The organism is Brachybacterium sp. NBEC-018 (assembly GCF_024860185.1).
Lineage (GTDB): Bacteria > Actinomycetota > Actinomycetes > Actinomycetales > Dermabacteraceae > Brachybacterium > Brachybacterium rhamnosum.
Genome location: NZ_CP100650.1, coordinates 2,227,983 through 2,249,973, shown reverse-complemented (window position 1 = coordinate 2,249,973; position 21,991 = coordinate 2,227,983). Strand labels below are relative to the sequence as shown.

Genomic DNA, 21,991 nt, shown 5'->3' with positions numbered 1-21,991 from the left:
AGGATCTACTAGATTCGACTGGGTCAGCCCTGCACGCCGAGCTTCTCCATGATGATCTCGCGCACGCGGCCGGCGTCGGCCTGACCGCGGGTGGCCTTCATGATCGGGCCGATCAGCGCGCCGATCGCCTGGACCTTGCCGCCCTGGATCTTCGCGACCACGTCGGGGTTGTCCGCGATGGCCTGGTCCACGGCGGTCGTGAGCACCGAGTCGTCGGAGACGACGGCGAGACCCTCGGCCTCCACGATCGCGGCCGGGTCGCCCTTGCCCTCGAGCACGGAGCCGAGGACCTTCCGGGCGATCTTGTCGTTGATCTTCTTGCCGTCCACGAGGCCCTGCAGCTCCGCGATCTGCGCCGGGGTGACGGTGAGCTCCTCGAGCTCGACCTCCTGCTCGCGGGCCACACGGGCCAGCTCGCCCATCCACCACTTGCGGGCGGACTGCGCGGAGGCGCCCGCGGCGACCGTCTGCTCGATGAGATCGAGCGCGCCGGCGTTCTGCACGTCCCGCATCTCGAGGTCGCTGAAGCCCCACTCGCCGAGCAGGCGGCGACGGCGCGCGGCCGGAAGCTCCGGCAGCGCGGCCCGGATCTCCTCGACCCACTCGCGGCTCGGCGCGACGGGGACGAGGTCCGGCTCCGGGAAGTAGCGGTAGTCCTCGGCGTCGGACTTCACGCGGCCCGAGGAGGTCGAGCCGGTGTCCTCGTGGAAGTGCCGGGTCTCCTGGATGACCGTGCCGCCCGCGTCGAGGATGCCCGCCTGGCGGGAGATCTCGAAGTGCACGGTGCGGTCGATCGCCCGGAACGAGTTGACGTTCTTGGTCTCGGTGCGGGTGCCGAGCGGGGACTCGGGCGTGGGCCGCAGGGAGACGTTGACGTCCGCGCGCACGTTGCCGCGCTCCATGCGGGCCTCGGAGACGTCGAGGGTGCGGAAGATGTCCCGCAGGGTGCGCACGTAGGCGGCGGCGACCTCGGGGGCCCGCTTTCCGGTGCCCTCGATGGGACGCGTGACGATCTCGACGAGCGGCACGCCGGCGCGGTTGTAGTCCACGAGGGAGTGCGTGGCGCCCTGGATGCGACCGGTCGCGCCGCCCACGTGGGTGTTCTTGCCGGCGTCCTCCTCCATGTGCGCGCGCTCGATCTCGACGCGCACGATCTCCCCGTCCTCGAGCTCGACGTCGACCCAGCCGTCGAAGGCGATGGGCTCGTCGTACTGCGAGGTCTGGAAGTTCTTCGTGAGGTCCGGGTAGAAGTACTGCTTCCGGGCGAAGCGGCAGGTCTCCGCGATCGAGCAGTTCAGCGCGAGGCCGATCCGGATCGCGTACTCGACGGCCGTGCCGTTGACGACCGGCAGCGAGCCGGGCAGCCCGAGGGAGACCGGGGTGATCGCCGTGTTGGGCTCCGCGGCGAAGATGTTCGGCGCACCGTCGAACATCTTGGTGGCGGTGCCGAGCTCCACGTGGACCTCGATGCCGAGCACCGGGTCGTAGCGGTCCGTCGCGTCGTCGTAGTCGACCAGCTCGGTCGTGGTGGTGGTCATCGGTCCGCACCTCCGGCGAGATCGGGGGCCCGGTCCAGCAGCGGACCGCCCCAGGAGTCCTCGAGCAGCGCCTCGAGAGCGCCGCCCACCTGGTAGAGACGCTCGTCCCCGCGGGCGGGGGCGAGGAACTGGATGCCGGCGGGCAGGCCGTCCTCGGCGAGGCCGCTGGGCAGCGAGATGCCGGGGACGCCCGCGAGGTTCGCCGGGATCGTGGCGATGTCGTTGGCGTACATCGCCAGCGGGTCGTCGACCTTCTCGCCGAGGCGGAAGGCGACCGTCGGCGAGGTGGGCGAGGCGAGCACGTCGGCCTTCTCGAAGGCGGCCGCGAAGTCGCGCTGCACGAGCGTGCGGACCTTCTGGGCGCTGCCGTAGTAGGCGTCGTAGTAGCCCGCGGAGAGCGCGTAGGTGCCCAGCAGGATGCGTCGCTTGACCTCGTCGCCGAAGCCCTGGCCACGGGTCGCCTTCATGACGGACTCCGCCGTCGGGCTCTCCTCCGGGACCACCCGCAGGCCGAAGCGCATGCCGTCGAACTTCGCGAGGTTCGAGGACGCCTCCGACGGCATGATCAGGTAGTAGGCGCCGAGCGCGTAGCCGAAGTTCGGGCAGGAGACGCGCACGATCTCCGCGCCGGCCTGCTCGAGAAGGGTGAGCGACTCGGTGAAGCGGGCGCTGACCTCGGGGGCGAAGGCCTCGCCCTCGAGCTCCTCGATGACGCCGATCCGCAGGCCCTTGACGTCCTTGCGGCCGGCCGCGGCGGCGTAGGCGCCCACCGGGTCCGCGAGCGACGTCGAGTCGCGGGCGTCGTGACCGGCGATGAGCTCGTGCAGCAGCGCGGCGTCGGCCACGGTGCGGGTCACCGGACCGGCCTGGTCCAGGGAGCTCGCCATGGCGATGAGTCCGTAGCGGGAGACCGAGCCGTAGGTGGGCTTGACGCCCACGGTGCCGGTGACGGAGGCGGGCTGGCGGATCGAGCCGCCGGTGTCCGTGCCGATCGCGAGCGGGGCCTCGAAGGCGCCCACCGCCGCGGCGCTGCCGCCGCCCGAGCCGCCCGGGATCCGCTCGCGGTCCCACGGGTTGCGGGTCAGGCCGTAGGCGCTGTTCTCCGTGGAGGAGCCCATGGCGAACTCGTCCATGTTGGTCTTGCCGAGAATCGGCAGGCCGGCGGCGCGGAGCTTCTCGACGAGGGTCGCGTCGTACGGCGGGACCCAGCCCTCGAGGATCTTCGAGGCGGCTGTGGTGGGGATGCCCTCGGTGACGACGACGTCCTTGACGGCGACGGGCACGCCCGCGAGCGGGTGCAGCTCCTCCCCCGCGGCGCGGCGGGTGTCGACGTCACGGGCGGTGGTCAGGGCCTCGTCGCGGCTCACGTGGAGGAAGGCGTGCAGGTCGCCGTCCACGGCGTCGATGCGGTCCAGGTGGGCGGCGGTGAGCTCGGCGGAGGAGATCTCCCCGGCGGCGAGCGCGGCGGCCTGCGAGGCCGCGGAGGTGCGCAGGATGTCGGTGCTGGTCATGGTCACTCCTCCCCCAGGATCTGCGGCACGGCGAAACGGCCGTCCTCCGCCTGGGGCGCGGCGGCGAGCGCCTGCTCCTGCGTGAGGGTGTCCGTGACGACGTCCTCGCGGTACACGTTCGTCATGGGGAGCGGGTGGCTGGTTGCGGGGACGTCGGCCGTGGCGACCTCGGACACGGAGGCGACAGCGTCCATGATGGCGTCGAACTCGCCGGACAGGCGGTCGACCTCCTCATCGGTGAGCTGGATCCGTGCGAGGTCGGCGAGGCGTGCGACGTCGTCTCGTCCGATCGAAGGCATGGGGACAGTCTAGGCCGCGGCGCCCGCGCGCCCGGACCGTCCGTCCGCTCAGCCGCGGCGGAGGTAGTGGTACTCGCCACCGGCGCGGAGCCCGGCGCCCCGGTAGAGCGCGCGTGCTGCGGCGTTGTGCTCCTCGACCTCGAGCAGGGCGTGGCCGGCGCCCTGGACGGCCGCGAGCGCGAGCAGGGAGCCGACGACGGCGCGGCCCAGCCCCTGGCGGCGGTGGGCGGGGTCCACGGCGATCGCGTCGAGCACCGCGACGGTGCGTCGGCCCTGGGTGACGAGGGCGGCGCGGCCGACGGCGGCGCCCGCCGCGCCCTCGGCCGACGGCAGGGAGACGTAGACGGCGGGCGTGCCGGCCATGAGGTCGCGCGTGGTCTCCCGGGCGCCCTCCTCGGGCCGCGGGGAGAGGTGCCAGGAGGCGGCGAGCCAGTCCTCGTCCGGGGCGCCCACGAGGATCCGGGCGCCGGGGTGCGGCGCGGTCCCGGCGGCCGGGAGCTCGCGCTGCTGGACGAGCGTGTGCCCCTCGGGGACGTAGCCGCGGGCCAGGAGCAGCTCCCGCAGCGGGCCGTGCTCGAGGCGCGGGGCCGTGAACAGGCGGAAGGTGGGGGTCTGCCCGGCGGCCTCGGCGAGGCCCTCGAGCCGTTCGACGGCGGCGGCGAGAGCGGCGGGCTCCGCGGGAGGGTCGATCGGCACGATGCTGTTCGCACGGCGGGTGACCCCGCGCGAGCGCAGCAGCGCGAAGCCGTCCACGTCGAGGCGCGCGAGCGCGCGCCAGCCGCCCAGCAGGGACTCCACCAGGGCGGAGCCGTCGATGTCGGAGGACGGAGGGGAGGGGCGGCGGGAGCGCTTCGGCATGATCACGAGCCTACGCGGCGCCCGCCGACTAGACTCACCGTCCAGCCTGCGCAGCGACGCGCGGGACCGCCCGATGCCGAAGGTGGAGGACATGTCCGTCGATCCCCATGTGGACTACCACTCGCACGACCCGAAGGACGAGGAGCCGCTCTCCGAGAATCCCGCGATCCGGGAGGCCCAGCTGCACGAGCGGCGCATGCGCCGGGCTCTCGCCTCGAAGGAGGACCCGATGCACGACGACGAGTCCACCGTCGAGCGGATGCGCCGCCAGGCCGCGGAGGACGACGAGGCCGAGCGCACCCGTGAGGAGACCGAGCGGGACGCCGGCCCGGGCTACGACATCTGAGGGGGCGACCCGGCCGACGGGACGCCGTCCGTGACGTCGCGCCGTCGTTCCTCCCCAACTCGCCGGCGTCCACCGAGGGGCCCGTCGCCGCCGCGCGTCGGGGAGGACCGGCACACTGGGGGCATGTCTGCACCGTCCTCCCCCGCCGTCCCCGACGACCGCAGTGATCGCGGTGACCGCGGTGAACGTCATGCTCTGCACGAGGAGGCGCTCGCGGGGCTGAGGGCGCTCACCGGCCGGGAGGACGCCCGGTTCCATGAGGGGCAGTTCGAGGCGATCCAGGCGCTCGTCGCGGAGCACCGCCGTGTGCTCGTCGTCCAGCGCACCGGCTGGGGGAAGTCCGCCGTGTACTTCCTCGCCGCGCTGCTGCAGCGCCACCGCGGCGCCGGCCCGGCGCTGATCATCTCCCCACTCATCGCGCTCATGCGCGACCAGGTCGCCGCAGCCCGCCGCGCCGGGGTGCGCGCCGAGGCGATCAGCTCCGCGAACCCCACCGAGTGGCGTGACATCGAGGAGGGTCTCGCGGCCGACGCGATCGACGTGCTGCTGGTCTCCCCCGAGCGCCTGGTCAACCCTCGTTTCCGGGAGGAGCAGCTGCCGCGCCTGGTGGACCGCTGCGGGCTGCTCGTGATCGACGAGGCCCACTGCATCTCCGACTGGGGGCACGACTTCCGGCCCGACTACCGCCGCCTCCGGGACCTCGTCGCCGAGCTCGGCGGGCACGTGCCGGTCCTCGCCACGACCGCCACCGCGAACTCCCGCGTGGTCGCCGACGTCGCCGAGCAGCTCGGCACCGGCGAGGCGGGCGCGGAGGTGCTCACCCTGCGCGGCTCCCTCACCCGCGAGTCGCTGCGGCTCGGCTCGCTGAGCCTGGAGGACGACAGGCAGCGGCTGGACTACCTGGTGCGGCACCTGGACTCCTTCGAGGGCTCCGGGATCATCTACGCGCTGACCGTCTCCGCCGCGGAGGATCTCGCCTCCCTGCTGGACCGGCCGGGGCGGCGCGTGCGCGCCTACACCGGGCGCACCGACCCGGAGGAGCGGGCCGAGCTCGAGCAGGCGCTCAAGGACAACGAGGTCAAGGCGCTCGCCGCGACGAGCGCGCTGGGGATGGGCTTCGACAAGCCTGACCTCGGCTTCGTGATCCATCTCGGGGCGCCCTCCTCCCCCGTCGCCTACTACCAGCAGGTGGGCCGCGCGGGCCGCGCGACCGACCGGGCGGACGTGCTCCTGCTGCCCGGCCGGGAGGACCGGGCGATCTGGGAGTACTTCGCGACCTCCTCGATGCCCTCGCAGGAGAGCGCCTCGCAGGTGCTCACCGCCCTCGCGGAGTCCGGGGCTCCGCTGAGCACCCCGGCGCTCGAGTCGCGGGTGGACGTGCGCCGCAGCGCGCTCGAGCTGCTGCTCAAGGTGCTCGCCGTCGACGGCGCGGTGCAGAACGTCAAGGGCGGCTGGATCGCCACCGGGGCGCCCTGGCACTACGACGCCGAGCGCTACGCGACCGTGGCTCGCGCGCGCCGGGAGGAGCAGCAGGCCATGCTCGAGTACGAGCGCCTCGCGGGCGGTCCCGAGCAGTGCCGGATGGTGTTCCTCGCCCGGCAGCTCGACGACGCGACCGCCGAGCCCTGCGGCCGCTGCGACGTGTGCGCCGGGCCGTGGTTCCCTGCCCCCGACGCCCCGGCCGCCGGTGCCGACGGCTCCGAGGGTGCCGATGCGCGCGTCGCGGCCCTGCTCGACCGGGTCGGGGTGCCGGTGGAGCCGCGGGCGAGCTGGCCCTCGGGCCTGGACCGGCTGATGGGGCCCGGCGCTCCCAAGGGACGCATCCCGGAGGGCGAGCGCGCAGCGGAGGGGCGGGTCATCGCCCGCATGTCCGACCTCGGCTGGGCGGTCCCGCTGCGGGAGCTCCTGCGCACGGACGAGGACGGCCGTCCGGTCGACGACGTCGTGCCCGAGCGGATCGGATCCCGGATCGTGGAGGTGCTGAAGGACTGGGACTGGGCACAGCGGCCCGCGGCGGTCGTCGCCGTCCCCTCGAGCACACGGCCCCGGCTGGTGGGCTCGCTCGCCGCGGGGATCGCAGGGATCGGCCGGCTCGAGGACCTCGGCGCCCTCGACCTCGCCCCGGGCGCGGGCCCGCTGCGAGGCGGCGGGAACAGCGCCTTCCGCGTCGCGGACCTGTGGGAGCGCTTCGCCGTGGGCGAGCAGCTGCAGGCCCGGCTCGATCAGCTCGACGGCGCACCGGTCCTGCTGGTCGACGACGTGATCGACACCCGCTGGACCATGGCGGTCGCGGCGCGCCTGCTGCGCCGTGCGGGTTCCGGTCCCGTGCTGCCGCTCGCGCTCGCGCAGCAGGCGTGAGCGCCGCAGGGGTCAGCTGTAGCCGCCCTGCTTCACGGCGAACACCGCACGGAACCCTTCGCCCTCGGTGAGGGACCACAGGAGGTCGGGGCCGTCCGCGTCCTCCCAGTAGCTCAGCGACTGTCCCCAGGAGACCCAGGGGTAGGTGGTGAGCGCTCCCTCGCCGGGCCAGTACGAGAGGGTCTTGTGGCGGGAGCTGTTGAACCACCAGCGCCCGTTGTGGGAGCCGACGCCGTTGAGGTAGTGCAGCGGCACCTCGAGCGCCTCGCTCGCGGTCGTGGACCCGGCGAAGGTGGGGCCGCCCGTCTGGAAGCCGAAGCGCACCGCACGAGTGGTGCCCGTGGGGTAGTCGTCGCAGTCCTCGCAGCGGTACTCGGTCATGACGATCGACCGGGTCACGCGGTCCAAGGAGATGGTCGACCACACGAGCGGCGCGGTGCCCGCGTCCACCTCCGAGGAGATCGTCCCGACCTGCGGCAGGGCGTAGGCGTAGTTGTGCGCGTAGAAGGTCCCTCCCACGCGACCGATCTGGTCCTTCGTGCCGCCGGTGTCGGTGGTGAGGATCCTGCTCATGTCGAACACCCGCATCCCGCCGGGCTTCGCCGCGGAGTCCGCGACGTAGAGCAGGTCCCCGTACCAGGCGATCCCGCCGGCGTGGATCTCCACGTCCCGGAAGCTGGGCTCCTCCGCGGTCCCGGTCGGCTCGACGAGCAGGATCCGCCGATAGGCGTCGGGATGGTTCGCGTCCCAGTCGATCAGGTTGATGCGGCTGGACTTCGGGGAGTTGTTGTAGAAGCTGACGGCGATCACCTGGCGCCCGTCATAGCGGCCGTTCCCCGCGGTGCCCACCGCGTCGCGGCTCGTCGCGATCCCCTGCGGGAAGGCGTCGGGGTCGTTCTCGTCGCTCGTGGCGAAGCGGAAGCCGTGGACCTGGGTGTCGATGACCGTGGCGGGGGTGCGCTCGTGGTTGGCGTGGTCCATCACCTCGCTGACGCTCGCCCGACCGGCCTGCTCCAGCAGCGCCTCGACCCGTGCGGTGGAGGACGTGTAGTCGGCGGTCAGCCGGAAGGCGGACGGCTCCACCGTCGTGGGCGCCGGGGCGGCCTGGGCGGGAGCGATCGCCGCCCCGGTCGCGGCGACGGCCCCGAGCAGACCGGCTCCGCGCAGCAGCGCGCGTCGGTCCACGCCGGGGCCGGAGGGCTGCGGGTGAGGGGCCGTGGCCCGGCCGGGACGGTGTGCGGGACGTGGGGCGCTCATCGGAGAGCAGCCTTCCTGTCGGGTGCGATGTGCGTCACACACCCTTCCATCACCCCTGGCCGATGTCGAGACCGTCGGCCCTCTCGTCCCCGGACGCCGCGAGCGCGGCGAGCGCGTCGGCCACCCTGGCGCGGCCCGCGGCGTCGAGACCGCGCAGCGGCCGCGGGAGAGGATCCTCCCCCACCAGCCCGCGCTGCACGGCGATCTCCGCGATCACGCGCAGGCTCCCGCCGTGCTCGGCGAACAGGGCGAAGAAGCCGTCCAGATGGGCCGCGAGGGCGCGCGCCTCCTCGTCCCGGCCCTCCTCGTGCGCACGGACGATCGCCATGGTCTGCTCGGGCAGCACCCCGCCGATCGCGGAGAACCACAGGTCGCAGCCCGCCTCGAGGCCCACCGCGCCGACGGCGTCGCCGGAGACGCCCACCCGCACGTGCTCCGGGACCGCGGAGCGCACCTGGGCGACCCGCTCGCGCGCCGCCGGGAGCGCCGCGGGGACCGGCGGGATCTTGATCCCCGCGACGCCCGGCAGCGCCGCGACTCGGGCGTGGAGCTCCGGGGTGAAGGTCACGTGCGTGGTGCCGGGGTTGTCGTAGACCACGAGCGGGACGGACAGCTCCGCGGCGACGTCGGAGAACAGCCCCACCACCTCGGGATCGGCGAGCGGGTGGTAGCTGACGGGGGCGAGGAGCACGCCGCTCGCCCCGGCCGTCTGGGCGTCCTCGGCGAGCGCGAGCACGTCCCGGGTGGCGAGGGCGCCGATCCCGGCGAGGACCGGCACGCCCTCGGCGGCGGCGACGGCGACCTCGATCGCGCGGCGTCGCACGTCCCGGGGCAGGTACGGGTACACCCCTGTCGAGCCGAGCACGCCGATCGAGGCGGCACCCGCCTCGACGATGCTCCGCACGAGCGCGGTGAGGGCATGCTCGTCGAGGGCGCCGTCCCGCAGCGGGGTGAGCGGGAAGGCGCTGAGCCCCTGCAGCCAGGTCGTCTCCGCGCTCATGCCTGCTCCGCCTCGGCCCCGTCGGCGTCGCCGGACTCCGCCTGCTCGGACTCCGCCTGCTCGGACTCGGGCAGCCCGGCGGGACCCTGCTCGAGCAGCGTCGTGAAGCCGGCCTCGTCCAGGATCCGCAGGCCGAGGTCCCGTGCCTTGGTCTCCTTGGAGCCGGCGTTCTCCCCCACCACCACGAAGTCGGTCTTCTTCGAGACGGAGCCGGAGGCCTTGCCGCCGCGGGAGATGATCGCCTCCTTCGCGCCGTCGCGCGAGTAGCCCTCGAGACCACCGGTGACGACGACGGTGAGCCCCTCGAGGGTCTTCACGAAGCCCTCCTCGACGTCGTCCGCCATGCGCACGCCGGACGCGGCCCAGGCGTCGACGATCTCCTCGTGCCAGTCCACGGTGAACCATTCGCGCAGGCTCTCGGCGATGATGCCGCCCACGCCGTCGGTCTCGGTGAGCGCCTCGAGATCCGCCGCGCGGATCGCGTCCATCGTGCCGTAGGCGGTCGCGAGGGAGCGGGCCGCGGCGGGGCCCACGTGGCGGATGGACAGCGCGACGAGCACGCGCCACAGCGGCTGCTCCTTCGCCTTGGCGAGCTCGTCCATGAGCTTCTGGGTGTTCGCCCCGGGCGCGGCGGGCTTCGTGAGCGTCCACTCGCCGCGGGACTTGTAGTAGCGCCACTGGGGCCGGGACCAGAAGGCGGGCACGAGCTGCCAGTCCCCCGTCGGCTCCCCGTTCCGCCGCAGCGGCTGCCAGACGGCGACCTCCTCGAGCTGCTCGGGCGTGAGGTCGAAGAGGTTCGCCCCGGTGGTGACGACGGGCTGCTGCGGGGCGGGCAGCATGCCGGCGGTCTCCTCGGTGATGCGGAGCATGGGGACGCCGTCGTTGCCCTGCGTCTCCTGGCCGCCGCGGACCGTCACGAAGACCGGGGAGTCGAACTCCTCCTCGCGCCGCAGCGGGAGGTAGATCGCGTGGCCGGCGCGCAGGGCGGCGAGGGCCTCCTCACGGCGGCCCTCCGGGTCGGTGAGCGCGATCGCGCTCTCCTCGCCGAGGGTCTCGATGTCGAAGCCGCCGCGGGAGGCGGCGTGCTCGACGCGGCCCGTCACCTGGGCGGGGCAGTCGCGCGTGTTGGGGCAGCGCCAGTCCTTGTCGCCCTCCTTCTCGGGGCGGATCTCCGTGCCGCAGGAGGGGCAGTGCTCGGGCATGACGAAGGGCGTCTCGGAGCCGTCGCGCAGGGCGTCCACCGGCCCCAGGATCTCGGGGATCACGTCACCGGCCTTGCGCAGCACGACCATGTCCCCGATGAGCACGCCCTTGCGCTCGACCTCGAACTGGTTGTGCAGCGTCGCCTTCTCGACCGTGGACCCGGCGACCTGCACGGGCTCCATGACGCCGAAGGGGGTGACGCGGCCGGTGCGGCCCACCTGCACCTGGATGTCGATGAGCCGGGTGGTGACCTCCTCCGGCGGGTACTTGAAGGCGATCGCCCAGCGCGGGGCGCGGGAGGTGGAGCCCAGGCGCCGCTGCTGCGCGAAGTGGTCGACCTTCACGACGATGCCGTCGATCTCGTGCTCGACGTCGTGGCGGTGCTCGCCGTGGTGCTCGACGTAGGCGACGACCTCGTCGATCGAGGTGACGACGTCCTTGTAGCGGCTCGTGGGCAGGCCCCAGGAGGCGAGCAGGTCGTAGATCTCGCTCTGGGAGCCGACGGGCGGATCGGGCCAGGCGCCGAGGCCGTGGACGGTAAGGCGCAGCGCCCCGAGGCGCGCCTCCCCCGCCTCGCGCTCGAGGCCCTCCTTCTTCTCGAGCTGCTGGCGCAGACCGCCCGCAGCAGTGTTGCGGGGGTTCGCGAAGGTCGGGAAGCGCCGGGTCGCGGCGAGCTGCTCCCGCTCCTCGTCGAAAGGCCGGGAGGTGGCCAGGCGGGACTCCCAGCGGGTGCGGGACTCGGCGACGGCGCGCTCACGCAGCTCGACCTGGAGTTCGTTGAGGCGGGCGAAGGCGGCGGTGGGCATGAAGACCTCGCCGCGCACCTCGACCAGGGCGGGGTGGCCCTCACCCTCGAGGCGGCGCGGGATCCCCTCGATGCGCAGGGCGTTGGTCGTGATGTCCTCACCGGTGCGGCCGTCGCCGCGGGTGGCGGCGGTGACGAGCTCGCCGTGCTCGTAGCGGAGGTTGATCGCGAGGCCGTCGATCTTGAGCTCCGTCAGCCAGCGCACCTCGCCGCCGATCTCCTCCGCGGCGTGGGCGCACCAGTCCCGCAGCTCCTGCACGGAGAACACGTTGTCCAGGCTCTGCATGCGCTCGGCGTGGTCGATCGTCGCGAGGCCGGAGGCGGCCTGCCCGCCGACGGTCTGCGTGGGCGAGTCCTCCTTGGCGAGCTGCGGGTTCTCCGCCTCGAGCGCACGCAGCTCCTTCTCGAGGGCGTCGTACTCGCCGTCGGTGAGGGTGGGGGCGTCGTGCTCGTAGTACTCCGCGCGCGCCTGCTCGATGCGGGCGGTCAGCTCCGCGATGCGCTCCTGCGCGTCGAGGGTCCGGGCGTCGTGACCGCCGTCCTCGGGGTCGCGGGGGTCGAGCTCGGCATCGGTGCGGGGGTTCTCGTGCGTCACGCCCGTCATTGTCCTCCATGGCCCCGACGACCCTCCACCCCGCCGCTACCCTCGAGGGCATGGAACTGATGCCGGGCACGAGCAGCGGGGACTGGCTCCTCGCCCGCGCCGGCGGCTGGGCACAGGTGGACGGCGTGGCCGGCACCGGCTTCGAGGCCTATGCGCGCATCCTGCACCCGGCCACGGCGAGACGGGTCGATCCCGCCGACATCGACGAGTGGGGCATCCCGCGGACCGTCGAGGAGGGGCGGTGGCGCTGGGAGCAGGTCGCCGCACGGACCGGCGCCACGATGCATCCGCTGATCCAGTGGCTCGCGATGACGGGCGGCGAGCAGGACCCGGAGCTTCCCGGCGACTGGAGCGTGCAGTCCCCCGAGCAGGGGCTGCTCGCGCCGGATCTGCTGGCCGCGATCTGCGAGCACCTCGCCGCGGCGACGGCGACCCCGCAGGACCTGGTCGCCGCCTTGTGGGCGGGCCACGGGCACCTGCACGGCGGAGGCGCGCCATATCGCAGCGGCCCGCGATGGCCGCTCGACCTGCCCTGGCGGCACGGCCGACGGTGGTCGCCCGGTCGGGGACGGCCGATCGGTCGACGACGGCAGTCCGGTCGGCAGCGGTCACCCGACGGTTCCCCGGCCGGGCCCGGGATCTCCCGCGCCCTCCGGGCACGTGCCCGGAGGGGCCCGTTCCTCGACTGGCCGGCTCGGGAGATGCTCCTGTTCTCGACCTCCGCTCGGGAGCTCGGTGATCCGGAGTGGCCCGGCAGCTCGGGGTGGGGCCGGGACATCGACGGGAGCCCCGCGATGATGCCGCAGCTGCTCTGGCCCGCGGGCCACGAGTGGGCTCTCGCCTCGGAGATCGATTGGGACTCGACGATCGTCGCGGGATCCGCGGAGCTCGTGGCGGCGATCCTCGCCGATCCCCGGCTCGAGGCGTTCCCCGTCGGCCCCGAGGACGCGCTGACCGAGGACAGCGACCTCGTCAACGGCTCCTGAGCCGGTGCCTCGCCCCCTCGACCACGCCGGTCAGTCCGCGACGCGCTCCGCCCAGGCGGGGGCGGCGCGCAGCAGCGCGACGAGCGCGTCCTCGTCCAGCAGGTCCTCGACCGCGGGGGCCGTGGAGGGATCCGTGCGCCCCTCGTGGACGCGGTGGGAGGCGCCCGTATGGGCGATGAGGGTGAACCCCGCGGCGTCGGACTCGGCGTAGCCCAGCTCGTGCCAGATCCGCAGCACCGCCCCGAGCTCCCGCTCCATGCGGCCGCCCGGGCGCGGGTCCACGACGAGCTCGAGCGCCACGCCCGCCTCGTGCGCATTCGCGATCTCCTCCCACAGCGCCCGCCCGGCCCCCTCGAGGGCGGGGAGGCGGCGCGGGGCGAGGGCGAGCCGGCGGGCGCCCGCGGTGCGGGCCTCCGCGATCAGCCGTGCGTCGGCGCCCACCCCGAGCGTCACCTGCGCGGGGTCGAGCCCGGCGCCCGTGCGCAGGGCCTCGAGCAGGCTCTGCCAGAGCAGGGCCACGCGCGCCGGCGGCACCGGGTCGTAGTGACGACGCCCCGACGGGGTGGGGATCGATCCGGCGACCACGGCCGCGACGGCGTCCTCCCGCACGAGCAGGTGCGGCGCGGCGCCGGGGACCCGCTCGCGCAGGGCGTGCAGGTGCTCCGCGAGACCCTCGGCGAGCAGCAGCGGCAGGTCCCTCACGGCGCCCGTGTCGGAGAGCGTCCGCTCCCCCGTCGCGACGAAGGTCGAGGCGGCGAGGGTCGCCGGCCCCAGCACGGTGCTCTGCAGCGGTCCCTCGTAGCCGAGCAGGGCGATGCGGGCCGCGTCGAGCATCCGCCCACGCAGGTCCGTCGCATGCGCCCAGGCCCGACCGAGGCCCGGGCCGATCCGCCAGCCGTAGGGGGCGAGGTCCCCGGTGACCCCGGAGAGCAGGGAGAGCGTGGCGGGGAGCAGGTGGTCCGTGGGGTCCGAGCCGAGGGCGGCGGGAAGGGCGAGGCGGGTCGCGATCTGCGCGTCGAGGTCGTCGCCGAGCAGGGCGCGCAACCGCATCAGCGCGGCGAGCGGCGGATCCGCGGGCAGGTCCAACCGCTCGATGCGCGAGGGCTCCGGCGCACGGAAAGTGCCGTCCCCGGCGAGTGTGACGAGGGTGGCACGGTTATCGGCGGGGCTCATGCGGTGCGGCGCTCCAGGGTGGCGGCGGCGAGCACGCGGTCGCCGTCGTAGAGGACGAGGGTCTGGCCGGCGGCGACGCCGCGCACCGGCTGCTCGAGGTGCACCCGCAGCAGCGGCTCGCCCTCGGACGGGATCGAGGTCACCCGCGCGGGCACGGCCTCGCCGTGGGCGCGGATCTGCGCGGAGACCGCACGGCCCGGCTCGAGCTCCTCGAAGGTGACGAGGTCCGTCGCCTCGAGCTCCGTGGTGGAGAGCAGCTCGGAGGCGCCGATGACGACACGACGGGAGACGGGGTCGACGTCGACGACGTATCGGGGACGGCCGTCCTCCGCGGGACGCTCCACGCCGAGCCCCTTGCGCTGGCCGACGGTGAAGCCGTGCGTCCCGCGGTGGTGGCCGAGCACGGCGCCCTCGGTGTCGACGACCTCGCCGGGAGCCTCGCCGAGGCTCCGCTCGAGGAACCCGCGGGTGTCGCCGTCGGGGATGAAGCAGATGTCGTAGCTGTCCGGCTTCGTGGAGACGCCGAGCCGGCGCTCGCGGGCCTCGGCGCGCACGGCCGCCTTGTCCTCCATCTCCCCGAGCGGGAACAGGGAGCGGGCCGCGGCCTCCGGGCCCATCACGGCGAGCACGTAGGACTGGTCCTTGCGGGCGTCCCGCGAGCGGTGCAGCGAGGCGGCGCCGCCCGGGCCCTCGGCGCGCACCGAGGCGTAGTGACCGGTGCAGACGGCGTCGAAGCCCAGCAGGGTGGCCCGCTCGAGCAGGGAGGCGAACTTGATGCGCTCGTTGCAGCGCACGCACGGGTTCGGGGTGCGGCCGGCGGCGTACTCGGCGAGGAAGTCCTCGACGACGAGGTCGTGGAAGTCCGCGGAGAGGTCCCACACGTAGAAGGGGATGCCGATCCGCTCCGCCGCGCGGCGGGCGTCCTCCGCGTCCTCGACCGTGCAGCAGCCGCGCGATCCGGTGCGCCGCGCCTCGCGCGAGGTCGACAGCGCCATGTGCACGCCCACCACCTCGTGGCCGGCCTCGGCGGCGCGGGCCGCCGCCACGGCGGAGTCCACCCCGCCGCTCATCGCCGCGAGCACCTTCATCCCGCGCACCTCCTCCGTGTCCCGGGCGAGTCTACGGAGCCGTGCCCCGCTCCCCCGCACCCGCGAGGCGTGAGATGCGTCCAGCGACCCGGCTCAGCGGGCGAGCGCGCCCACGGCCCGCGCGCGCCGCAGCGACTCCGGCAGCGCCGCGAGCAGGAGCTCGACGTCCTCCGCGGTGCTCGTCCACCCCAGCGAGAGCCGGAGCGCCCCGCGCGAGCGGGCGGCGTCCATACCCATCGCCGCGAGGACGGGGCTGTGCTGGGTGACACCCGCGGAGCACGCGGACCCCGCGGAGCTGTCCACCCCGCGCTCGTCGAGCAGGAACAGCAGCGCATCCGAGTCCGCGCCGGGGAACACCACGTGCACGATGTGCCCGGACTGCGGGGAGTGCTCGGGCAGGGTGAAGCGGGCCTCCGGGTCGATCCGTGCGATCCCCTCCCGCATCCGCGCCGCGAGCTCCCGCAGGCGGCCCGCCTGCTCGGCCCGCTCCGCGAGCACCTCCCGCAGCGCCGCGGCGAAAGCCGCCGCATGCGGCCCGTCGAGCGTGCCCGAGCGCACCCCGCGCTGCTGGCCGCCCCCGGTGGAGAGCACGGCGAAGGGCACCTCGGGCCTTGCGACGAGCACGCCGACCCCCACCGGCGCCCCGATCTTGTGCCCGGTCAGCGACATGAGGTCGAGGTCCTCGAGGGCAGGGAGGTCGACGTGGCCCAGCGCCTGCACGGCATCGGTGTGCACGAGGGTGCCGTGGCGACGGGCCGCGGCGGCGAGGGCGGCGACGTCCTGCCGCGCCCCGGTCTCGTTGTTCACGAGCGCCGCGCTGAGGACGCCGACGGCACTATCGGCGAGCACCTGCTCGACGGCCCCGGCGTCCAGCAGCCCCGCGGCGTCCACGGCGAGCTCGCGCGCCTCGATCGCCGGGGTGAGGGAGCGTGCGGTCGCGAGCACGGCGGGGTGGTCGGTCGCGCAGACGGCGACCGCGGTGCGGGCGGGGTCCTGCGCGAGCACGCCGAGCGGGGCTGCCCGCAGGGCGAGGTTGTCCGCCTCGGTGCCCCCGGAGGTCATGATCAGCCAGCTGCGCGGCACCCCGAGCAGCTCGCCGATCTCCTCGAGGGCGTCGTCGAGCACCGCCCGCGCGGCGCGCCCCGAGGCGTGCATCGCGGAGGGGTTGCCGCGCACGGCCGCCGCGCGCAGGTACGCCTCGGCCGCGGCCGGCCGCAGGACCGTCGTCGCCGCATGGTCGAGGTAGGCGCGACGGGGCGCGCTCGCCTCAGGATCGGGGGCGCTCACCATGGCTGGGACGGGTCCTCGTCGGTGCCGCCCTCGGTCTCCTCGCCCTCGCCGCCCTGGGCGTCGCGGTTGCGCTGCTCGAGCTCGTCGCCCTTGTCCGGGTCTTCCGTGGGGCCCTCGGTCGTGGCCTCCTCGGTGGGGCCGTCGCCCTCGGGGTCCTCGTGCTTCGGGGTGCCGGGGTCCATGGGCTCGCCGTCCCCGGGCTCCCCCTCCCCGGAACCACCCTCCTCGCCGCGCGCATCGGGGTCCTTGCCGGCCTGCTCGTCCGCCTCGCGGCGCTTCTCCTTGATGCGCTCGCCGTTCTCGCCGGTGGTGCCCTCGTCCTCGTTGCCGGTGCCGCCGCCTCCGCCGCCGCCCTGGCCCTCGCCCTCACCCTCGCCGCCACCGCCGCCGCCCGCGCACGGGGCGAGCAGCTCCTCGGCCTCGTACAGACGATCCGCCTTCTGGGTGGGATCGGTGAGCTCGTCGGCCTGGTTCTCGATGGAGATCGCGAGGTTGTTGAGGATCTTGCACTGGGCGTGGGCCGGCTGGTTGAGGTCCGTGCCCTCCTGCCAGGCGGTGAGGGAGGCCCGCAGCTCCTCCTCGGCCTCCGCGTCCTTCCCCTGCCGCAGCAGGTCCGTGCCCTTGGTCAGGTGCGGGAGGTAGGGCTCGAAGCGGTTGACCACCCAGACCGGCGCGAGGCGCTCGATCGCGCCCTCGTAGTCGCCGTCGCCGTACGCGGACTGGTGGTACGCCTGCGTGATCGGCATCGACACGAACTTCACCGCGAGCAGGGACAGGAAGAGGATCGGCAGCGCGAGCACCGCGAAGACGATGATCCGCGTGCGGCGCAGCCGGCGCCGGTTCAGCCCGAAGTCCGCCGGGCGACCGCCCGCGTCCTGGTGCAGCGGGTCCCCCTCGGGCCGCCCGGACGGGCCCGCCGACGGGGTCGCCGGGGTCGACGAGGGCTGATCCTGCACGGGTGCGCTCATCGCGAGGCTCCTTCGAGGTCGTGCCGGTCGAGCTTGCGGGGCAGGCGATAGGTCATCTCGCCGAGCTCCCAGATCATCAGGGCGGCGAGCGGGATCGCCGCGATCCAGTACCAGTCGCGGAAGTTCGTCGTCTCGCGGGTGGACTCGATCGGCACCGGGCGCAGCGTCACGCCGTCCATGGTGCCCTCGATCGGCTCGTCCGGCGAGGTCCGGTGCAGGTACGGCACGCCCATCTGCCCGGCGATCGTCTGCAGCTGCTTCTCGTCGATCTTCGAGAGACCCTGCTGGCCCGAGCCGTCGGTGATGTAGTCCCCGTCGTGGGCACCGCCCTGCGCCTTCATCGGCCCGCCCTCGGCGGTGCCGTAGCCGAGCACGCCGCCGCCGTCCACGAATCCGGCGACGGCCGAGTACGGCTGGGTCTCCTTGTCGTCGGTGTTCTCCCCGTCGGAGAGCACGTAGACGAGCACCGAGGAGTCCGGGTCCTCCCGCTGGGTCTCGGTGACCGCCGTGGTCAGCGCCTGCAGCGGCCGGTCCACGTTCGAGCCCTGCGAGTAGTCGGTGGGCTCGGTGGTGAGCGTGTCGATCCAGGCCTTCGCGGCGCCCGCGTCGGTCGTCAGCGGCAGCTGCTGGGTCGCGGTCGAGTCGAAGGCGATGATCGAGTAGCGCGCCCCCTCGGTCATGCCCATGATCCGGGTCATGTCCGCCTTGACGCCCTCGAGCCGCGGCTGGTCGCCGTCGGCCCCGTAGTCCTCGGCGTTCATCGAGCCGGTGCGGTCCACGACGAAGAACACGTTCGCGTCCATGCGCTGGGTCTGGCGGTCGTCGAGCGGCGTGACGGGGCGCAGGGCCACGACGAGCAGCAGGAGGACCATCAGGCCGCGGCGCAGCCAGGCGGCGCGCTGGCGCGGGCGCCGCACCAGCAGCACCACGCACAGCACGAGCATCGCGCCGAACAGCGGGACCGCGGCCCACGGCGTGAGCAGGGGCTCGAGGCGGATCATCGCGACCTCCATCCGAGCGCGAGGACGGCCATCAGCGCGAGCAGCGTGAGCACGAACATCGGCCCGGGATGATCGCTGCGCACGAGCACCGGCTCCGCCCCCATCTCCTGGGCCTGGCTCTTCTGGATCTGCTGGATGATCGTCGGGATCGCCTGCGGGTCCGAGGACTGGTAGAGCTTCCCGTCATGGGACTCCGTCGCGCTGCGGAGCTCCTCGAGGCACTCGGGACCGCATTCGTAGGCGCCCGGGTAGAAGGTGAACAGCGAGATGTCCCGCGAGGTGACGGCGTCCGCCGCCTCGTCGAGCGTGAAGATCGACTCGCCGTTGACCTCGTTGTCCGTCGCGAAGATGATCGAGCGCGAGCGGTCCTCCTCCGCCTGGTCGAACAGCTGGGCGCACGAGGCGAGGCCGTCGGGCACGATCGAGGCCTGGTCCGCGACGCCGCGGGTCCCGTCGACGAAGTCGACGTACTGGCGCACCTTGTCCTCGGAGTAGTCGCGCTGGCCCAGGCGGTAGCCGAACTCGTCGAAGTCGATCGCCTCGGAGCCCTCCCGCAGCTGCTTCTCGATGAGGTCGTAGTCGTTGGTGAGCGGGAAGACCGTGCGGCTGGTCGAGTTGAAGATCGACAGCGCCACCCGCTCCCCGTCGAACGAGTCCACGAGTTCCGCGAAGGTCGCGAGGATCTGGGTGTCGTACTCGTACATCGACCCGGAGACGTCCAGGCACAGCACGATGTCCCGCGAGGCGAAGGACGGCGTCTCCACACGCTCGGAGGCCACCCGCCCGGAGAGCACCGAGGAGGAGAGCACCCCGATCACGGTCACGCCGACGAGCGCCACCCGGAGCACGCCGGCGACCCGCTGGGCGCGCGTGAAGCTCGGGATGCGGTCCATGAAGCGGCTGTTCGCGACCACCACCGGGGAGCGCCGCATCGCCCGGCGGTTCCAGAAGGTGATCGCCCAGACCGCGATCGCGGCGAGCAGGAGCAGGAGGGTCACCCACCACAGGGTCATGACCATCGGCGCACCACCTCCCGGGCGCGGCGCACGGAGTCGCGCAGGGCGGTGTCCGAGGCGGCGGCGAAGTCCGGCTCGTAGAGCGCGGCGATCAGCTCGCCCACCTCGCGGGTGCGGGGGTCGGCGCGGAGCGTGCCGACGTCCTGGCTCGTGACGTCGTGCCCCGTGGTGCGCCGCACGAAGCGGCGCATGATCGCGGTGAGCTCCTGGTGGCCCTCGCGGGCGTCGAGCTCCCCCGCCTCGTGGCGGTCGGCGAGATCGTTGACCGCGCGCAGGAACTCCGCCTTCAGGGTGTCCACGTCCGTGGGCCGGGCACGGTAGGCGATGCGCCGCTCGATGCCGCGGGTGATGCGCAGCGTGCCCACGATCAGCGCGGCCACGACGATCACGCACAGCACCGCGAGGATCAGCCAGGCGACGGAGTACTGGGGAGGGTCGATGATCTCCGGCGGGGCGGGCTGGGCGAGCACGGCGCCCGCGGCGAGCAGGGTCTCAGGCACGGGCATGGCGGTACTCCCGGGAGCGGAGCATGGCGATCATGTCCTCGACGACGGTGGACTCCCCCTCGGTGATGACGTGCGTGAGGTGCAGGCGGTCGAGCATCTCGGTGATGCCCTCCTCACGGGCGCGGCGATAGTTCTCCACGTCCCTGCGTACGCGCTTCGAGGTGCGGGCGAGCGAGGTCAGGTCCCGCGGGTCCTCGATGTCCACCACGTCGTTCTCGAGCGCCTCCGCCTGCAGCGGGTCCGCGTCCCGGATCCGCACCACGAGCACGTCGTGGCGGGTCGTGAGGCGGCGCAGCGAGGCGAAGTCCTCGACGGAGGGGTGCGCCTCGTCGGTGATGATGGTCATGAGGGTGGAGCGACTGGTGACGCGGAAGGCGCGCTCGAGCAGCCAGGCGCTGTCCGGCGCCGGGGAGCTCGCCGTGGTGCCCTGCTGGATCGAGCGCAGCAGCAGCTCGAGGTGGCCGTCGCTCGAGCGCGCGGGCAGCTGCATCGGCGAGCGCTCGGAGCCGCCGACGAGCCCCACGAGGTCACCGCTGCGCTGGGCGAGGAAGCAGATGAAGCCCGCGGCCATCACGGCGGCGTCGCGCTTGGAGGTGCCGTCCGCGGCCGTCGCGGACATGGCGGAGGAGGTGTCCGCGACGATCGAGAGGTGGCGCACGCGCTCCTCGTTGAACTGGCGGATGAGCGGCTCGCCGGAGCGGGCCGTCGCCTTCCAGTCGATGTCGGAGATCTTGTCCCCGGGCTGGTAGTACTTCAGGTCGTCGAAGTCCTCGCCGCTGCCCTTGAACAGGGAGCGGCCGCGGCCCTGGATCAGTCCCCGGGCGCGGTTGGAGGTGTGCAGGTCCACCCGGGCCTTGACCCGTGTGATCAGCGAGGTCGCCATGGCGTGACCTCCTTCCGCGTGCTCGTCGGCACCGATCAGGGCATCGGCACGGCGTGGAAGACCGCGTCGATGATCTGCTCGGGCTTGATGCCGCCGGCGAGGGCGTCGAAGGTCAGCACGAGGCGGTGGCGCAGCACGCCGTAGCGCATCGCGCGGACGTCGTCCGGGGTGACGTAGTCGCGGCCGTGGAGCAGCGCGTGCGCCTGGCCCACCCGCATCAGCGCGAGGGAGCCACGGGGGCTCGCGCCGACCCGCACGGACTGCGTGAGGTTCGGGACGGGGCGGGGGCCGGAGCCGCGCGTGGTGAAGACGAGGTCGATGATGTAGCGCTTGACGGCCGGGTCGACGTGGACCTGGTCGACCTTCTCCTGGAGGAAGCGGATGTCCTCGAGGGAGACGGTGCCCACGCTCTCGCGGGGCCCGGTGAGGCTGCCTGCCGTCGAGCGGTCGAGGATCTCGTGCTCCTCGCCGGGACGCGGGTAGGTGAGCACCTCCTTCATGAGGAAGCGGTCCATCTGCGCCTCGGGGAGGACGTACGTGCCCTCCTCCTCGATCGGGTTCTGGGTCGCGAGCACCATGAACGGCTCAGGCAGGCGGTGGATCTCGCCGCCGATGGAGGTCTGCCGCTCCTGCATCGCCTCGAGCATCGCGGACTGCGTCTTCGCGCTCGAGCGGTTCACCTCGTCGAGCAGCACCACGTTCGCGTGCACGGGGCCCAGCTGGGTCGTGAAGGTGCTCGTGCCGTAGTTGAAGATCTGCGTGCCGATGATGTCGTTCGGCATGAGGTCGGGCGTGCACTGGATGCGCGAGAAGGACCCCGAGATCGCGGAGGCGAGCGCCGAGGCGGCGGTCGTCTTGGCGAGGCCGGGCACGGACTCGAGCAGCACGTGGCCGCCCGCGGCGAGCGCGGTGAGCAGGGTGAGGCGGAGGTTCTCCTGGCCCACGACGCGGGAGCCGAAGACCCGCGAGATGGTGCGCACGATCTCCGCGCTGCGCTCCATGTCCCCCGGGCCGATCGCGGCGCCGCCCGGAGCGGCGAAGTCGCCGCTGCGGCGGGGACGGCCGGTCGCCTGCGCGCCGGGCTGCGCGGGGGCGGGATGCCCGGACGCCTGGACCTGGGGTGACGGTTGGGGCGCGGCGCCGCGCGCGGCGGGCTGCGGGATGGGTGGCTGTGTCATGTGCTGCGTGTCCCCCGTCGGAGCGGCGTGCGCCTAGCGGTCTGCGGTCGTGGACGGACCGTGAGGTCCGCTGCGGTGCGGGTCCCGGCTCCCCCGGGCCGCGCCGGCGCCCGGCCCTCCCCG

The 21,991-nt window shown here is 73.7% G+C and carries 19 protein-coding genes; 3 read left to right on the top strand and 16 right to left on the bottom strand.

What is annotated here, in order from left to right:
* Positions 1-23: 23 nt before the first annotated feature.
* From gatB to NLU66_RS10155, 4 genes are read right to left on the bottom strand one after another with little or no spacing between them, the layout of a single operon-like run.
* Positions 24-1,538 (bottom strand): Asp-tRNA(Asn)/Glu-tRNA(Gln) amidotransferase subunit GatB, encoded by a 1,515-nt coding sequence (gatB, locus tag NLU66_RS10170; protein ID WP_259359586.1) that lies wholly within the window; start codon positions 1,536-1,538, stop codon positions 24-26.
* On the bottom strand, positions 1,535-3,049 hold the full coding sequence (gene gatA / locus NLU66_RS10165) for an Asp-tRNA(Asn)/Glu-tRNA(Gln) amidotransferase subunit GatA (protein WP_259359585.1): 1,515 nt from the start codon (positions 3,047-3,049) through the stop codon (positions 1,535-1,537). The genes gatB and gatA overlap by 4 nt, the downstream gene beginning before the upstream one ends.
* A gap of 2 nt (positions 3,050-3,051) precedes the next feature.
* The gene (gene gatC / locus NLU66_RS10160; protein WP_259359584.1) at positions 3,052-3,348 is read right to left on the bottom strand and encodes an Asp-tRNA(Asn)/Glu-tRNA(Gln) amidotransferase subunit GatC; all 297 of its coding nucleotides are present in this window, start codon (positions 3,346-3,348) and stop codon (positions 3,052-3,054) included.
* A 48-nt stretch (positions 3,349-3,396) separates the two neighbouring features.
* Entirely contained in the window at positions 3,397-4,206 is an 810-nt protein-coding gene (locus tag NLU66_RS10155) for a GNAT family N-acetyltransferase (RefSeq protein ID WP_259359583.1), read from the bottom strand.
* A gap of 91 nt (positions 4,207-4,297) precedes the next feature.
* On the opposite strand from NLU66_RS10155, the gene NLU66_RS10150 reads away from it, so the two are divergent.
* Positions 4,298-4,552 carry a hypothetical protein gene (locus tag NLU66_RS10150; protein ID WP_259359582.1) on the top strand — a complete coding sequence of 85 codons (255 nt, stop codon included), beginning with the start codon at positions 4,298-4,300 and terminating at the stop codon, positions 4,550-4,552.
* Positions 4,553-4,675: 123 nt separating this feature from the next.
* Positions 4,676-6,910, top strand: a complete 2,235-nt coding sequence (locus tag NLU66_RS10145; protein WP_259359581.1) for a RecQ family ATP-dependent DNA helicase — start codon at positions 4,676-4,678, stop codon at positions 6,908-6,910.
* Positions 6,911-6,922: 12 nt separating this feature from the next.
* Here NLU66_RS10145 and NLU66_RS10140 read toward each other — a convergent pair whose 3' ends face one another.
* The 3 genes from NLU66_RS10140 to NLU66_RS10130 are packed head-to-tail and all read right to left on the bottom strand — an operon-like array spanning position 6,923 to position 11,779.
* On the bottom strand, positions 6,923-8,167 hold the full coding sequence (locus NLU66_RS10140; RefSeq protein ID WP_259359580.1) for a hypothetical protein: 1,245 nt from the start codon (positions 8,165-8,167) through the stop codon (positions 6,923-6,925).
* 49 nt (positions 8,168-8,216) lie between these two features.
* A complete protein-coding gene (locus NLU66_RS10135; protein WP_259359579.1) occupies positions 8,217-9,167 on the bottom strand; it encodes a dihydrodipicolinate synthase family protein in 951 nt (316 codons plus the stop codon).
* Positions 9,164-11,779: an NAD-dependent DNA ligase LigA gene (locus NLU66_RS10130; protein ID WP_416232153.1), complete on the bottom strand. Its 2,616-nt coding sequence runs from the start codon at positions 11,777-11,779 to the stop codon at positions 9,164-9,166. The genes NLU66_RS10135 and NLU66_RS10130 overlap by 4 nt, the downstream gene beginning before the upstream one ends.
* Before the next feature lie 50 nt (positions 11,780-11,829).
* On the opposite strand from NLU66_RS10130, the gene NLU66_RS10125 reads away from it, so the two are divergent.
* On the top strand, positions 11,830-12,765 hold the full coding sequence (locus NLU66_RS10125) for a hypothetical protein (RefSeq protein ID WP_259359578.1): 936 nt from the start codon (positions 11,830-11,832) through the stop codon (positions 12,763-12,765).
* A gap of 30 nt (positions 12,766-12,795) precedes the next feature.
* On the opposite strand, the gene NLU66_RS10120 is transcribed toward NLU66_RS10125, so the two are convergent.
* From NLU66_RS10120 to NLU66_RS10080, 9 genes are all read right to left on the bottom strand, one after another.
* On the bottom strand, positions 12,796-13,938 hold the full coding sequence (locus NLU66_RS10120) for a hypothetical protein (protein WP_259359577.1): 1,143 nt from the start codon (positions 13,936-13,938) through the stop codon (positions 12,796-12,798).
* Positions 13,935-15,026, bottom strand: coding sequence for a tRNA 2-thiouridine(34) synthase MnmA (gene mnmA / locus NLU66_RS10115; RefSeq protein ID WP_259359576.1), 1,092 nt, complete (start codon positions 15,024-15,026; stop codon positions 13,935-13,937). Before mnmA ends, NLU66_RS10120 begins: the two co-directional genes overlap by 4 nt.
* A 93-nt stretch (positions 15,027-15,119) precedes the next feature.
* Positions 15,120-16,316: a cysteine desulfurase family protein gene (locus NLU66_RS10110; RefSeq protein WP_259359575.1), complete on the bottom strand. Its 1,197-nt coding sequence runs from the start codon at positions 16,314-16,316 to the stop codon at positions 15,120-15,122.
* A complete protein-coding gene (locus NLU66_RS10105; RefSeq protein WP_259359574.1) occupies positions 16,310-17,284 on the bottom strand; it encodes a hypothetical protein in 975 nt (324 codons plus the stop codon). Before NLU66_RS10105 ends, NLU66_RS10110 begins: the two co-directional genes overlap by 7 nt.
* A complete protein-coding gene (locus NLU66_RS10100) occupies positions 17,281-18,285 on the bottom strand; it encodes a vWA domain-containing protein (RefSeq protein WP_259359573.1) in 1,005 nt (334 codons plus the stop codon). Before NLU66_RS10100 ends, NLU66_RS10105 begins: the two co-directional genes overlap by 4 nt.
* On the bottom strand, positions 18,282-19,304 hold the full coding sequence (locus tag NLU66_RS10095) for a vWA domain-containing protein (protein ID WP_259359572.1): 1,023 nt from the start codon (positions 19,302-19,304) through the stop codon (positions 18,282-18,284). Before NLU66_RS10095 ends, NLU66_RS10100 begins: the two co-directional genes overlap by 4 nt.
* Entirely contained in the window at positions 19,295-19,807 is a 513-nt protein-coding gene (locus NLU66_RS10090) for a hypothetical protein (protein WP_259359571.1), read from the bottom strand. Before NLU66_RS10090 ends, NLU66_RS10095 begins: the two co-directional genes overlap by 10 nt.
* Positions 19,794-20,690, bottom strand: a complete 897-nt coding sequence (locus tag NLU66_RS10085; RefSeq protein ID WP_259359570.1) for a DUF58 domain-containing protein — start codon at positions 20,688-20,690, stop codon at positions 19,794-19,796. The genes NLU66_RS10090 and NLU66_RS10085 overlap by 14 nt, the downstream gene beginning before the upstream one ends.
* 35 nt (positions 20,691-20,725) lie before the next feature.
* The gene (locus tag NLU66_RS10080; RefSeq protein WP_416232152.1) at positions 20,726-21,868 is read right to left on the bottom strand and encodes an AAA family ATPase; all 1,143 of its coding nucleotides are present in this window, start codon (positions 21,866-21,868) and stop codon (positions 20,726-20,728) included.
* Between the last annotated feature and the right edge of the window lie 123 nt (positions 21,869-21,991).

Excerpts from the sequence above, each read along its gene's own strand:
- NLU66_RS10140 (WP_259359580.1), bottom strand. The coding sequence starts at position 8,167 with ATGAGCGCCCCACGTCCCGCACACCGTCCCGGCCGGGCCACGGCCCCT.
- NLU66_RS10135 (WP_259359579.1), bottom strand. The coding sequence starts at position 9,167 with ATGAGCGCGGAGACGACCTGGCTGCAGGGGCTCAGCGCCTTCCCGCTC.
- gatC (WP_259359584.1), bottom strand. The coding sequence starts at position 3,348 with ATGCCTTCGATCGGACGAGACGACGTCGCACGCCTCGCCGACCTCGCA.
- NLU66_RS10155 (WP_259359583.1), bottom strand. The coding sequence starts at position 4,206 with ATGCCGAAGCGCTCCCGCCGCCCCTCCCCTCCGTCCTCCGACATCGAC.
- gatA (WP_259359585.1), bottom strand. The coding sequence starts at position 3,049 with ATGACCAGCACCGACATCCTGCGCACCTCCGCGGCCTCGCAGGCCGCC.
- gatB (WP_259359586.1), bottom strand. The coding sequence starts at position 1,538 with ATGACCACCACCACGACCGAGCTGGTCGACTACGACGACGCGACGGAC.
- NLU66_RS10090 (WP_259359571.1), bottom strand. The coding sequence starts at position 19,807 with ATGCCCGTGCCTGAGACCCTGCTCGCCGCGGGCGCCGTGCTCGCCCAG.
- NLU66_RS10095 (WP_259359572.1), bottom strand. The coding sequence starts at position 19,304 with ATGGTCATGACCCTGTGGTGGGTGACCCTCCTGCTCCTGCTCGCCGCG.
- NLU66_RS10080 (WP_416232152.1), bottom strand. The coding sequence starts at position 21,868 with ATGACACAGCCACCCATCCCGCAGCCCGCCGCGCGCGGCGCCGCGCCC.
- NLU66_RS10100 (WP_259359573.1), bottom strand. The coding sequence starts at position 18,285 with ATGATCCGCCTCGAGCCCCTGCTCACGCCGTGGGCCGCGGTCCCGCTG.
- NLU66_RS10085 (WP_259359570.1), bottom strand. The coding sequence starts at position 20,690 with ATGGCGACCTCGCTGATCACACGGGTCAAGGCCCGGGTGGACCTGCAC.
- NLU66_RS10130 (WP_416232153.1), bottom strand. The coding sequence starts at position 11,779 with ATGACGGGCGTGACGCACGAGAACCCCCGCACCGATGCCGAGCTCGAC.
- NLU66_RS10110 (WP_259359575.1), bottom strand. The coding sequence starts at position 16,316 with ATGGTGAGCGCCCCCGATCCTGAGGCGAGCGCGCCCCGTCGCGCCTAC.
- NLU66_RS10145 (WP_259359581.1), top strand. The coding sequence starts at position 4,676 with ATGTCTGCACCGTCCTCCCCCGCCGTCCCCGACGACCGCAGTGATCGC.
- NLU66_RS10150 (WP_259359582.1), top strand. The coding sequence starts at position 4,298 with ATGTCCGTCGATCCCCATGTGGACTACCACTCGCACGACCCGAAGGAC.
- mnmA (WP_259359576.1), bottom strand. The coding sequence starts at position 15,026 with ATGAAGGTGCTCGCGGCGATGAGCGGCGGGGTGGACTCCGCCGTGGCG.
- NLU66_RS10105 (WP_259359574.1), bottom strand. The coding sequence starts at position 17,284 with ATGAGCGCACCCGTGCAGGATCAGCCCTCGTCGACCCCGGCGACCCCG.
- NLU66_RS10125 (WP_259359578.1), top strand. The coding sequence starts at position 11,830 with ATGGAACTGATGCCGGGCACGAGCAGCGGGGACTGGCTCCTCGCCCGC.
- NLU66_RS10120 (WP_259359577.1), bottom strand. The coding sequence starts at position 13,938 with ATGAGCCCCGCCGATAACCGTGCCACCCTCGTCACACTCGCCGGGGAC.